This window comes from Gemmatimonadota bacterium, assembly GCA_016712265.1.
Classification (GTDB): Bacteria; Gemmatimonadota; Gemmatimonadetes; order Gemmatimonadales; family Gemmatimonadaceae; genus RBC101.
This window is the reverse complement of record JADJRJ010000027.1, coordinates 1-13,151: the sequence shown is the minus strand read 5'-3', so window position 1 is coordinate 13,151 and position 13,151 is coordinate 1. Positions and strand designations below refer to the sequence as shown.

Below are 13,151 nucleotides of genomic sequence, written 5' to 3'. Positions count from 1 at the left end.
CAGGGTGTGTGTAGTGGCGTCGCCTCATTGGATCGCCGCGCCAGGAGAGGTGCGGCCGGAAATGGCGCTGTGTCGGGCGGAAATGCTCAGGTCTCCACGCGAGCCGCGACCATGCTCACCTGGAGTGGCGCTGTGTCCTGACGATGTGCTGCCGCTGAGAGCGGAATTGGTCCCGATGCGGCCGGCGCGGCGAAGGTGTCGGTGCGGGCCGCTCCGTTATCGGCTGGGGTTGGTGCTGTGTTGGGGCGACTTGCCAACATCAGTAGGCGCGCGACGCGTGTGTCGGGGCGTGCCGCCGATGTGTTGCCGGGGATTGCGACGGGCGACCCCGGAATTGCTCGTGTGCTGGCCGGCCGCGGTGATCGTCGCACACGACGTGGTCGTGGTGCGGGCGGAAACGCCAGGTGTGCGGCGCGCGCGGTGAGCTGCGACACCGGAGTTGGCGCTGTGCACACGCGTGTGATCTCGGTTTCGGGCGGAAATGCTCGTGTGCGCACGCGAATCGCGAACGTGGGCACACGTCTCGGTCGTGTGCTGAGGCGTGCGTGCAACATTTCGTGCCGTTTAAGGCGTTGGCGCCGCGTTCCTGAAAGTCGCAGGACGCGTTTTGGCAACTCGTCCCAGCATGTAGGTCAGGGGCTCGAGTCGCGCGCACGCTCGATCGTTCTCCCCGCTAGTCGGTCGGCGGAGTGACCGTCGCGGGCCGCAGCATGGTTCTGCCGCGCCTCGAAGCGCGCCGTGTACTTGGACAGGTTTCCCGTGCAACGCCGGGGTTCTGCATGTTCGTCAAGACCAGTTACAGTCACGCCCGAGAGTCCGCGAGTTCTTGATCCGCGTCGCTGCCCAGGGAGCGAATTTCGGCGGCTCGTCGAAATGCAGGAGCAGGTGCTTGATGCGATCCAGGCCAGTGCGGGCGGCCTCACGGCCAGTCAGCGACTTGACCGTTCTGACGTCTACGACCGTGATGCGCTTCGTTGACACCGTCTTCATACTTGTAGTATTACCGCGCCGTCGAGTCGGACAAGCCCCGGTCCGGTCACCCATGCGCGCGGGGGGCTTGCGATGGAACTGAGTCCGCGTCAGAACAAGTAGGGGGCTCACTCTCGACAAAATCTGACATCTGCTCCGCGTGGGGGCTTGCGGTGGAGCTGAGAAATCCTGCTAGAGGGTAGGGAACGGAGTTTCGCGTTCCCTGGCAGTCGCAATGGGTCGTTCGCGGCGACCGGCAGGCGAGAAGTGCCGGACCCAGGTCCACCATCGTGCCTGGGCGGTTCGCTTGGTCAGCCCGGTAGCCGCGTATCGGCCCGCGCCCAAGAAAGAGCTGAGCCGCCCCCGCGCGCAACTGCTAGGCACCGACTTGGACGACCTCGCCGGCGCGCACGCGTGACACCGCCTCCAGAATGTGTGGAACCAGTGGGGTCAGGGCCTCCACCCGATTGCTCATCGCCCGCACCAGCACCACCCCAATCGCGTGTGCCGACACATCCCGATCGACCGGCATGCGCTTGTCCATGGTCACCAAGACGTCGAACCGTTCCGCTGCAGTGGCGAGCAGCTTCCCATTCGACAGCCCCTTCCACCCCATCTGGGTGAGAGTGCGCACCTCGTGGCCCGTCAGCAAGGCGGCCAACCCCGCGGCACCTGCTCGTCAAGCAGAACGCGCACCGGCCACCACGGCAGCTCGTCCGAGTTCTATGGCAGCAACCGCCTGCTCATGGGTCACCGAGGGAAACTGGTCGAGAAACACATCCAGAGCGTCTCCGCCTCCGAGGTACTCGAACAGGACATCGACCGGGACCCGGGTGCCCACGAACACCGGCGTTCCCCGAGAATTTCAGGATCACTGTGAACTACCGCGGATGTCTGCGGCACCGGTCGCTCCTGCAGGGATGAGGAACGATATCGCCGCGAACGCCCCAGGCAACAGGCGCAGGCCCCCGATTGGACGCCGCGGCAGGACGCCCCCCGCCCCGCGCTGAGGTACCTGGCCACGGGGGGCTTGAGTCGTGCTCACGCGCCCGTCGTTCTCCCCGGTAGTCACACGGCGAAGTGACCGCGCCGTGTCTCCGGGAGGGGACATGTGCGCGGGAGACTTGCGATGGAACTGAGCGCGCGTCAGAACAAGTAGGGGGGCTCACTCTCGACGAAATCTGACATCTGCTCCGCGTGGGGGCTTGCGGTGGAGCTGAGAAATCCTGCTAAGGGCAAGGGAACGGAGAATTCGCGTTCCTGGCAGTCGCCTTCGGTTGTTCGCGGCGACCGGCAGGCGCGAAGTGCCGGACCCCAGGTCCACCATCGGGCCAGGGCGGTCCGCCTGGTCATCCCCCGGTAGCCGCGCATCTGACCTGCGCTCCACGAATCGCCCCGCGCGGTTGAACCCACCTGCGCCGCGTTCCCGAAAACTCGGAAGACGCGTTTTGGCGACACGTCCCAGCATCTAGGTCAGCGGGCTCAAGTCGCGCGAACGCTCCGGCCGCTCTCCCTCGCTAGTCGCTCGGCGCAGTGACCGCGCGGTGTCTCCACGAGTGGACATGTGCGCGGGGGGGCTTGCGATGGAGCTGAGAAATCCTGCTAGAGGGTAAGGAACGGAGATTCGCGTTCCCCTGGCAGTCGCCTTCGGCCGTGCGCGTCTCGCGAGCGTGCTCGGCCCGAGGGCGGTAAACGATGCGGCGGACGCGCCGTGTCGGGTTGGACGGTCGTTCGCGGCGACCGGCAGGTGTGAGGTGCCCGACCCCAGGCCCAACATCGGGCCTGGGCACACACACGACCATACGAGGACACGACAATGACCATGAATGCGAACAACAAGCGCGCCTTTGATGGCTTCCGACCGTTGGTGGATTTCCTGGATCGACACCCGGTCGAATCGTCGTCGGCCGACGTGAAGGCCAACCGGGACGCGCTCGCCGCGGTCAGCACCCGCATGACCACGCTCGCGGAGCTGCGGGAGAGCACGCGCGGCGGCCGGCAGTCGCAGACTGCGTCGTACCAGGAGATGCGGCGCCGGCTCGAGGTGGAGTTTCTCACCCCGGTCCGTCGGCTGACGCGATCCATCGCCGGGACCGACGACACGTTGGCGGCCATCCTGCGGGTGCGGCGAAAGCAGGATCACGTCGCCCAGGTGGCCGCGGCTCGGGCCGTCGCCGCGGCCGCACGCGAACAGGCGGCCGCCTTTACCAAGGCCGGGCTTCGGGCTGACTACGCGGAGCAACTGACCGCGCTCCTCGACGCGCTCACGACCCTGCATGAGGCACGCATTCGCCGCCTGGCGGAGTCGTCGGGAACGGTCGAGGCGCTCCGGGTGGAGGCGCGTCGCGGGCGGTTCATCGTCGGGCTGTTGGACGGTGTGCTGAACCTGGTGCTGGAGCGCGACCCCGCGTTGCTGGCGGAGTGGAAGACGCTGCGCCGACGCGTGGCGGTGCGGGTGCGGGAGTCGGTGGGGGAGGACGGGGGTGACGGGCAGGGCGTGCCGGCGGGGCAGGCACGGGCGGCGTAGGGGTGTAGGCATGCCGGGCGCAGGGGTGGTCCGCATGACACCCTGCGCTTCGGCTCCTCTCCGCAGCGCTGGCGCGCGGCAGGGAGGTGGCGAGGTGTGTGTCGGCGTTCACGGAGCCGGATGGGGAGAGTCGCCTCTCGTCCCACCTGGACGTTGCCGCCGCGGAGTCGCGTCGTTTCGTGGGGGCCGGGCCTAGGGGCTTACGGTGGTGAGCACCCACTTCACGGGTAGCGCACGCACGCACCTACTACCAGTGTGCCTGAGCGGGTTGATGTCCGACCCTCCGCAAAGGTCGCTCGGGCTTGTGAGCTCACGGATACCCGCCTCCTGTGTCCACACGAACGGCCGCTCGAAGCAGGTCGAGGCGCGCCGCGGCTATAGCCAACCACGGCGCCGCCCTCTCGCTCAACGCAACCGACCGAGAGTAGCCAATGGAACAGCAATCGACCATGCCAAGATTGATCGGCGGAGCGTTCACAGGGAATAGCACTGCGTGCGTGTCGCCCAGGTAGGGCAGGTCCTCTCCCGCAATCAGGCCGCCATCACTAATGCGTACACCCCGGCCGGAGAAGTCGGCCGAGATCAAGCGCCATCGCGTCGAATCGAGCAGCGGAATGAGGCGGACGCCGGTACGCTCATTCCAAATGAAGCCCCCAAGAAAGCGATTGGCCCGCTCTGCCACGACGTCCCCAGACGCATTCACCCCGAGTGCCTCCGGAATCCGTTTGCCCAAGATGCGCGACAGGTCACGCACCCCGCTACTGCGATTCCACACAAAGGCGGTCCGGCCTCCGCTCACGTCTACCATGGAGCCGACCACCCAGCCGTGCTCGCTTAGGTCGTTCGCCCGGCTGGTGCCGCCGTAAGGCGCACGCATAACGCGCAAACCCTCGCCAGGACTCCAAAGATACGCTTGTTGACTGGACAGGGTCCCAGCTAGTTGGAGCCGCTCGTTGATTCCGGCGACCCCGCCGCAGAACCCCAGGTCGCGCGGTACGCCCTGAGGGTCCCACAAAACCACAGCACATCCACCAGTTGCGTAGTTAACCGAGCCGGCCACGTACCCCGCTTCTGAAACCGCGGTCGCGTACCCACTGACACTCCCCGGGGGGAGCGTCAGGTAGCTCGGGCTCCCTACCGAAGCAGGTTGGGGCATGAGGAGCTGCGCGCTCTCGCCCGGTGCCGTGGTTGAGGTCACGTCCGGCACCGAGCAAGCAGTAACGAGGGCTAGCCCCATACAAACCGTCGCTCCACCTCCATTCCACATCCTGCTATCCTCCGCTGGAAGTTGTGACGCAGACTGGACTATGGTCGCCGCGGGGCGCACGGTCAAGGCCGCGGCGACGGGCTACCTCGCCAAAGCGCAGAGGCGCCCAGTTCGTAGGTGCTGCTGGGCTGACCTAACAAGCGCCAGCTCTCGACGGTCGCCCCTTTGTGGGCCTCCGCACCGCGCGCGGCAGGTTGGGTGGGGGCGTGTGGGACGTGGCTCTATTGGAGCCTACACGCCTGAGGCGTGGTCGTGGGACGGCAGGCGCGGTGCGTGCGAGCGCTCGGGCGAAATGTCGTGAGACACCATGCGGGCTTTACAGCAACGGGAGGAGTCGACATGTCAGGCTGTCAGGATGGGTGGCGTAAGCTGGCAACGGCTGCGTGTATTGCGCTCGGGACGTGGTCGTGCGGCGGTGGTGGCTCCGACGGTGGGGTGACACCGCCGCCTCCGCCACCGGTCGTTTCTGCGGTGGAGGTCTCGCCGGCGACCGCTACTGTCGAGGTTGGGGCAACGCTTCAACTCAACGCCGTCGCAAAGGCGTCGGACGGTACGACGCTCGCGCGGACGTTCACGTGGTCCTCCTCCGAGCCAACGCGCGCATCGGTCTCAGGCAGTGGATTGGTCACAGCAGTGGCGGTCGGCGACAACATCGCCATCACCGCATCGGTAGACGGCAAGTCGGGAAGCGCGACGCTCTCGGTGCGACTCCCACCCGTCAGTACAGTTACGGCAACGCTAGGTGTTACGTCGCTACAGCCAGGGCAGACGACGCAGGCCACAGTCGTGCTCAGGGACGCGGCCGGGAACACCCTCACCGGTCGGCAGGTAACGTGGGCGAGTTCGAACGCGGCGGTGGCCACGGTGAACGGTGCAGGCCTCGTGACCGCCGTAGCGGCCGGGCAGGCACAGATCACCGCGACGAGCGAGGGAAAGTCGGCTGCCGTCACACTCACCGTCATTCCGCCGCCGGTCGCATCTGTAGCCCTCTCACTGCCGGCATCGAGCATTAGTGTGGGCACCACCACCCAAGCATCGGTCGTGCTGAAGGACGCAGCTGGTAACATCCTCACCGGACGTACCGTCACGTTCACGACGAATGCGGCGAGCGTCGCGAGCGTGGACGGGAGCGGCTTAGTGACAGCTGGAGCTGTGGGGACCGCGACGATCATGGCTACGAGCGAGGGCGTCAGCGGGTCCGCGATCCTCAGCGTCACGCCGCAACTGGCAGAATGGACGGTCATGGTGTTCCTCGCGGCCGATAACAACCTCGCGCTGCCCGGGGTGCAGGATCTGGACGAGATGGAGGTGCGCGGCTCCACTTCCACTGTCAAGGTTGTGGTACAGGCCGAGTACAGCCCCAGCTGGCTGAAGGACGCCGGTGCCACGAGCCCAGGGCAGATCAACCGGCCCAACTGGAACACCTTTCGCTATGTGATTCCTACTGCCGGAACCGCGCCATCAGTGCCCGGTCCGAACGGTCTTGCCACGGACATCGGTGACCGCGACATGACGAGTCCACAGGAACTCCGGAGCTTTATCGATTGGGCCAAGCAGACGGCACCGGCCAAGCGATACCTCCTCGTCCTGTGGAACCACGGAAACGGGCCAGGCGGGCTTCTCGCTGATGAGACGACTCGCCCGGGCCGCCTGATGTCCCTCGCGGAGCTCCGCTCCGCGCTCTCAGGCGCAACCCCGATCGACATCGTCGACTTCGATATGTGTCTGATGGCGGCTTACGAGACGGTTGTCGCGCTCCGAGGCGTGGCGCGAACGGCCGTGTTTTCAGAGGAGGTCGTCCCTGGGGAAGGGAACGACTACCGACAGACCCTGCTGGCGTTGCAGCAGAATGCAACGGCAAGCACCACGCAGGTGGCAGCCAACCTGGTTGACGCGTTCTTCAACGGATACAACACAAACCTCCGGCCATCACTTACGAAGTCGGCAGTGAACATCGAGCGATCCGATGCTCTCGTGGCCGCGACCGGAGCGCTGGCGGACGACCTGAGGGGGCGCCTCCCCGCAGCGGCTACCACCATCGCGCAGGCAGTCGGCAGCGCGCAGAACTTCGAATCGGAATTCCTTCGCGACCTCGGTGATGCGGTGGATTCGCTCCGACGCCGCAGCACCGATCCCACTCTCACGGCGCGCATCGACGCGGTGCGGGCGGCGCTTGTCGATCCGAGTTTCCTTCTCAGGAACCGCTTCCGCAACGGGAGTTCGAGTTCGGCCAACGACGTGCGACGTTCCCGCGGACTCATGATCCTGTGGCCCAGCGGCGCGGCGAGCGATGCGCTGCCCAACGCCGGTGAGTCGAGCCTGGGTGCGTATCAAGGCCAGTTCCCCTCCGAGCCCTGGACAGCCTTCCTCGGAACGTTCCTCGCTGCGGCGTCGCGGGTGCCAACGGTCGACCTTGGCGTGAACCCCTTACAGGCATATCTCGTCTGGAGTAGCGCAGACTACCAGGCGGGAGCGGAGATCGACCTCGTCCTCTTCGAGCCGACTGGCGTGGCCAATGACTGGGACATTTTCGTGCCATTTCTCGGGACGGTAAGCGCAAATGGCCAGTTCACACCTGACAGCTACGACTCGGGGCTCCCCATCGAGGGGTGGACCGCAAAGCGCTTCGTGGCTCGCGGCAAGTACTACTTCTTCGCGTGGTTGTACGATGACCCGGGCGATCTTCGGCCGTTCCTCAACGTGTACTCGCGGTTCGGTTATACGACGGCATTCGCGCCGCTGTATACTACTGCGACCCGACCGCGCCTGAGCTTGGTTTCCAGTTGGCTCGACGATCAGAACCTCAGCTTCACGAGACTCTTTGCCGACGTCTACACGGATATGCGGCCGGTTGCCACGTGGGATATCTCAAATGCCCCTTTGGCCCGTGTCGCACCGCTCGGTGCTGCCCCTGCGTTGCAGTACGCGCCACGAATAGCAGGCGCGCTGCCGCCGGCAGGTGACCGGGATGTACCTGACATTACCCTCGCGCAGCGAGAGACGCTTAAGCGGCGCGCCAGCCAGCACCGTGAGCGGAGGAACCTCGTCCCTCCGGAGGTGCGCTCGCGTCTGCTGCATGACCTGACAAGCATGAGGTTGCCCAAATGAGAGTACTCATCCTTGCATTTGGGGCTGCCGTTCTCGCCGCGTGCGCACGATCACAAGGCATCGGCAGCCCAGCGCATGATACACCGGAGGGCACGCCCCTCTCCCGCGACGTTCACGAAATCCTCGCGGGGGCCGCCGGGGTCGGGGTTGCCGTATCGGTGAAGGGCACCTGCGTCCGCATCGATGAAAAGGTGGCCTTCGGCGCAGCTCCGCTCACGCGGTCCGATTGGCAGATGCGAGACGCGGTGCAGACTACTCAAGCCATCTGGGTCGTTGGCGAGCGGCCTACTGATTGCGGCTATGATAAGGGAAGCGAGGCGCCTGTCACCATTCGGGCCGTTGTAGCGCGGGACACGGTAGGGTCACTGACAGGTACGGCAGTCCCCCGATGGTATCTGCGCCGCGCTGCCCGCGAGTAGTCAACCGGGGGCGTGCGCCGTTCCAGCCACTGCGATATTGATGCGGCGCTGCGGCACCCGGACGGTGGGACTCAAATCTCAGATGCGGAGTTGTTCGATGTCGTCACATAGCGACGAGAAGTTCGATGACATCCTTGAGCTCATCACGCGTTTCCAGAGAATGAGACGAGATCTGGCAATGCGGCGGGACCGGGTGTCGAGGTGGCAGGATCGCGCCCTAAGCGTTGTCAATCGAGCACGCGCTACGCCGAGACACTGGGAGCCTTTGATGCTTCGGCTGCATCCCGGAGTCCAGGCCCGCATTGCGGCAGCCGGAACCGAGGATGAACGAAAGACAGACCTGTTCCGTGCGGCGACAGCGGACTTTCCAGATCTCGCATTTGCAGACCAGCTTCTCGCAGATCTTCCGGAGATCGATTTCAACCGGGTCGTTGCACTCTTCGAGGCGCAACAGCTCGGCGATGTCCGTTTATCACCACGGGCCGCCTACGGGATCGTACTCGCCGTGGCGACAGTACTGATCTCAAGTGTGCCTGCTGTAGCTGTGGAGAGGTTTACTCAGTTGAAGGCAGATGAATTCGATCTGGCCGCGTTTGTTGTCGGTGCTGGCACCGCCGTGTACTTGTCGATCACGCTACTGCCTGATTGGTTGACGCGGCGAATTCAAGGTACCGCGGCGCGCGATGCGCTTCGGTATCTGAAGCTGGCGGCCCTTCGGCAACGACGGGGTCTGGCCACCGCGCCCCACGACTGATAGATCACAGACGCGCTGATCGGCCGAGCCGGTTGCGTAAGGGCCGAAGGAATATGCGACCGAGCGGGGTCGCACTGGCCTACCGGAGGGAGAGTTAGGCTGGTGTGTCGCACTGCGTCGGCGGCCCTGGCGAGGTCTGGGAGCCACAGGTGCGCAACGTTGGCGCGGATATGCATGCGAGGTGTGCCGACCGAATCATGCCGGGCCCCTGAGGGGGTAGATAGTTGGCGAAGCGAGGCGCGGGAAAACGTTCTCCCAAGCGAGGCGCAGTCATGGCGCGCGGAGATTGTCCTGAATGCGGCACAGCCGGGTTCGAGTACTGGAAGCGGTGCCTGCAGTGTGGGCACCAGCCGAATGTGAACGCGCCTCGCGTGGGGGGTGATACGGTAGCACCTCAGCATCTCACGTCCGAATCCCGCGCGAGGGCTCGCGCCGCGATCCAAACAGCCCGTGAGCGACTCGATGCGGCCAACGCCAGCCGCGAAGCAATCCTCCGTAAGGCAGACGAAGAGGCGTGGTCCATCCGCGCGCATGCTGAAAGCATCGTCAGGAAAGCCAACGAAGAAGCACGGGCCATCCGCGCGCATGCTGAGAGCAGCGTGAGGGAGGCGAACGAAGAGGCGCAAGCCATCCGCACCGCCGCCTATGCGAATGGTGCAAAGCAAGTCGAGGATGCCATCGCAGAGGCCGCAGATCGAGTGAGGCGGATAAGAGTGCGCTATCTGGTCGGCGCGGCACTGATGACCGTAGCCAACGCATGGGTGTTTGCCTTGGCGCGTGCGCGCGATCAGGACCCCCCCGCTGCGGCCGACGGGTCATCGCCTTCACCGTTCGGTGAAAGCGCTCTTCTTGGTCCTTCGGGGGTCGGCGCTCGCTCAGGAGTGAGGGGAGCGTCTGCGGGCAAATCAGAGCCGATCGCGCGCCCCCCCGAATTTGTGCGCGAGAGACCGGGTGGAAGTACACGACAGGATACCTCAATGAGGTTTTTCGGAGAAGTGGGAGGCGTGTTCTTCTACCTTCGCACCTGTCCGCAGGCGCAGCGTATTCCAATCGAGCGACGCGTGTACTTTCGTGATCGAGACGCAGGGGAAGCATCAGGGCGCGTTGGCTCGCAGTTGCCTGGATGTTAGCCCTGCGCGCGCTCCGACCCTGTCCCGTGCGCCGACGCGGCCATGATGCTGTGTGCCCGGGCGTCGATCGCGGCTACGTCGGTGTAGCGCTGGAGCACGCCCTTGCTCGTCGCCAGCTTCGCGCTTTCGTGGTCCGTGCGGTTGCTCTTGCGGACCGCCCCCTTCACGCCGCGTCGATCCTCCGGGTGCGCGGCCTGCCAGGATCACAGCTGGGTCGCGTCTCGGTGCAAACGGGCTACCTGATGCGCCCTTTGGCCTCCGGTGTCGGCTCGGTGGCCGGTCCGTCGGCTGCCCGGTGCCGCGCGAGCAGCTGGGCGGCGGCGGTCTCCAGCTTCTCGCGTGGCGCTCAAACTCGGCGCGGGTGCCGCTCCGCCGCTTGGACGCGTTGCTGGGCAGTTTCACGCCATCGATCGCGAACATCTCACGGCCGATGAGTCCCTGCGCGTCGCAGATCGCCAGCACGGCGGCGAAGACCCGCGCGATCGCGTCGCCCAGCGTACTAATGAAGCGGGCGAGGGTGGTGTGGTCCGGGGCCCTGGTCGCCGCACAGGGCGATGAAGGTGACATGGTCCTGGCACAGCCGCTCGATCGCGCGACTGCTGACGATGCCTTGGGCATACGCGCAGTGTATGACCTGGAGGAGCACCGCCGGCGGATAGGCCGAGGCCCCCGTGGCATCGTTGCGGAAGCGGGCGTCGAAGTGGGCGAGGTCGATCGGGCCCGACAACAACTGGTGGACCGCATGCTCGAAGGTGCCCGGGAGCAGTTGCCGGGGAGGTCCACCGGGACGAAGCGGGGACTGGTATCAATGCGCTTGTAGTGAGCCCTGGGTCCTCGACGGGGCGCGGGGGACGGCGCAGATTCCGGCGAGGAAACCCGGCAGGCGCGCGCGAGTTCCATGTCCACATCGCGGGCTCCGACAGGGTTTTGCAACAGCTACGTTAGCCAGGCACGGAGAGCTAGGCGACATTCGACGGCACTCTAATCGCCGTTCTCTGGGCGGCCTGTAGGCGCTGATCTAGCAAAGGGCGCGGTTCATCCATGGCTCCCGCATCATAAACACCCTCACACTTACTAACCCGCATGCGCAATGACCCGCGCGGATCGCTTTGGCGCAAATGGGATCTACATATTCATTCGCCGGCATCCTTTCACTGGAGGGGCCAGCGCCTAACTGGCTCCGAGGCCGCGGATGACGCACTTCTCGGTGCAATGCTTGAGTCGATTCGCACCTCCGACGCCGCGGCATATTGCATCATGGACTACTGGCATTTCGAAGGATGGTTCGCACTACGGTCCTACTTGGATCGCAATGCGCTTGCACTGCCAAAGACTGTGTTCCCGGGTATCGAGCTCCGGCCCGAGGCGCCGACTAATTTTCGCCTCAATACCCACTTTCTATTTGACGACGCCTTGACGGACCATCAGCTTCGCGAGTTTCTATCCCTCTTGCACATCGGGATCGTCGAGCGGGCCCCTTCTCGCGAGGCGTTCATTGAGCTTGCGCGGACGTACGATTCTGGCAAGCTAGACAAACATGGCTTCTCCGCCGCAGACCGTAGCGACGACGCTAAGATGGAGACGCTTGGCGCGATGACAGCCAAGATCACTCGCGACTCTTGGCGCCGCGCCCAAAAGCAGTTTGAACAGCGGTTGCTTGTCATTCAGCCGTACGACACCAGCGACGGCCTCGGAGGGCTTGGACTGGAAGCGCCATCCCTACGACGACGCTGAGCTCATGCGTGCGGCACACTTGTTTGAAACCCGCGACCTTCTTAACATCCGACTCTTTCTTGGGGTCGGCCACCCTACGAAGCCGCAGGTAACTCAGGACTTCTTGAAGACACTTGGAGGACGCTGGAAGCCCGTTGTGGCCGGAAGTGACGCGCACCGCTTTGAAGACTATTCTGTTTTCCCCGGCGGTAAGGCGGGATGGATCAAGGCGGACACCACTTTCGCTGGACTCAAGCAGTGTACTGTCGATCCCATTGGCAGAGTCTTCGTCGGAAGTGAGCCTCCAAAGCTTCGGCACGTCGCTGACAACAGCACGAAGTACATTGAGCGCATCAGAGTACGTAAGGTGGCCGGTACAGGGTTTGCGGAGAACTGGTTTGCCTGTGACATCGCCCTAAACCCTGGCATGATTGCTATCATCGGCAATCGCGGTGGCGGCAAGAGCGCACTTGCCGACATCCTGGCGCTGGCGGGCAACAGCCACTGCCTGAGCTACGAGTTTCTGAACACACGTCGCTTCAAGAAGCCCGCGGATAACAAGGCGCTGCATTTTGAGGCCATTCTCACATGGGCTAACGGTGATGACGTAACGGTGTCGCTGGCATCAGACGCGCAGGTTGATCAGCCCGAGCGCGTTCGGTACTTGCCGCAGCAGTACCTTGAACAACTCTGCAGCGACGTTGGCACTGAGGGACGCACGACCTTGGAAGAGGAGCTCCGCAAGGTAATCTTCTCACACGTGCCACTGGCGAAGCGTCTCGGCTTCTCAACGCTTGACGAGGTTGTGCGATACCGCACAGAGCAGGCCGAGGAGCACGCTGCAGGGGTGCGCTATAAGCTTTCGCAGATTAACCTCGAATTGGCGGAGCTGGAGTCACTAGTGACGGCGGAAGCGGCGGCATCGCTGAAGGCTCAGATCCAATTGAAGGAAACAGAGCTTGCAGCACACGATGCCCGGCGCCCAGCCGCCGCTGAGGCGGCGATTGCGCGGGGCCAAGGCGAGGATGCTGCCCTCGTTCAAGAAATGGATGAGCTCAGCAGGCAGGCCGAGGTCACCCAGCTTGAATTGGATCGAGGACGCCACGATCAAAGCCGACTTGAAGCCGCTGCCGCTGCGGCTCAGAGGATCGTGCAGCGTCTCCGCAACATCGAGGGAGACATTCGGCGCGCAATTGACGATGCCGCGGACGATGCGGAGAGCGCCGGCATGGACGTTGAGCGCCTTGTGTCGTATCGCGTCGAT

Annotated in this window: 9 protein-coding genes and 1 pseudogene; 5 read left to right on the top strand and 5 right to left on the bottom strand. The window is 64.6% G+C overall.

The window, feature by feature from the left end:
- Window positions 1-1,345: 1,345 nt before the first annotated feature.
- A complete protein-coding gene (locus IPK85_04260) occupies window positions 1,346-1,603 on the bottom strand; it encodes a hypothetical protein (GenBank protein MBK8246600.1) in 258 nt (85 codons plus the stop codon).
- Between the two features lie 45 nt (window positions 1,604-1,648).
- Window positions 1,649-1,872 (bottom strand): annotated as a pseudogene (locus IPK85_04255) (DUF433 domain-containing protein).
- A gap of 913 nt (window positions 1,873-2,785) precedes the next feature.
- Between IPK85_04255 and IPK85_04250 the strand changes: the two are divergent.
- On the top strand, window positions 2,786-3,496 hold the full coding sequence (locus IPK85_04250; protein MBK8246599.1) for a hypothetical protein: 711 nt from the start codon (window positions 2,786-2,788) through the stop codon (window positions 3,494-3,496).
- A 310-nt stretch (window positions 3,497-3,806) separates the two neighbouring features.
- Here IPK85_04250 and IPK85_04245 read toward each other — a convergent pair whose 3' ends face one another.
- Window positions 3,807-4,373 carry a hypothetical protein gene (locus IPK85_04245; GenBank protein ID MBK8246598.1) on the bottom strand — a complete coding sequence of 189 codons (567 nt, stop codon included), beginning with the start codon at window positions 4,371-4,373 and terminating at the stop codon, window positions 3,807-3,809.
- Between the two features lie 729 nt (window positions 4,374-5,102).
- Between IPK85_04245 and IPK85_04240 the strand changes: the two genes are divergently transcribed.
- Both IPK85_04240 and IPK85_04235 read left to right on the top strand, forming a co-directional pair.
- On the top strand, window positions 5,103-7,871 hold the full coding sequence (locus IPK85_04240) for an Ig-like domain-containing protein (protein ID MBK8246597.1): 2,769 nt from the start codon (window positions 5,103-5,105) through the stop codon (window positions 7,869-7,871).
- Between the two features lie 687 nt (window positions 7,872-8,558).
- Window positions 8,559-9,044 (top strand): hypothetical protein, encoded by a 486-nt coding sequence (locus IPK85_04235; GenBank protein MBK8246596.1) that lies wholly within the window; start codon window positions 8,559-8,561, stop codon window positions 9,042-9,044.
- A gap of 1,126 nt (window positions 9,045-10,170) precedes the next feature.
- On the opposite strand, the gene IPK85_04230 is transcribed toward IPK85_04235, so the two are convergent.
- Together IPK85_04230 and IPK85_04225 are read right to left on the bottom strand one after the other, a co-directional pair.
- Window positions 10,171-10,341, bottom strand: coding sequence for a hypothetical protein (locus tag IPK85_04230; protein MBK8246595.1), 171 nt, complete (start codon window positions 10,339-10,341; stop codon window positions 10,171-10,173).
- Window positions 10,342-10,673: 332 nt separating this feature from the next.
- Window positions 10,674-10,901, bottom strand: coding sequence for a transposase (locus IPK85_04225; protein MBK8246594.1), 228 nt, complete (start codon window positions 10,899-10,901; stop codon window positions 10,674-10,676).
- A gap of 485 nt (window positions 10,902-11,386) precedes the next feature.
- Between IPK85_04225 and IPK85_04220 the strand changes: the two genes are divergently transcribed.
- Window positions 11,387-11,908: a hypothetical protein gene (locus IPK85_04220; protein ID MBK8246593.1), complete on the top strand. Its 522-nt coding sequence runs from the start codon at window positions 11,387-11,389 to the stop codon at window positions 11,906-11,908.
- Window positions 11,874-13,151, top strand: a 1,278-nt coding sequence (locus IPK85_04215; GenBank protein ID MBK8246592.1) for a hypothetical protein, incomplete at its 3' end; no start/stop codon positions are given. The genes IPK85_04220 and IPK85_04215, both read left to right, overlap by 35 nt.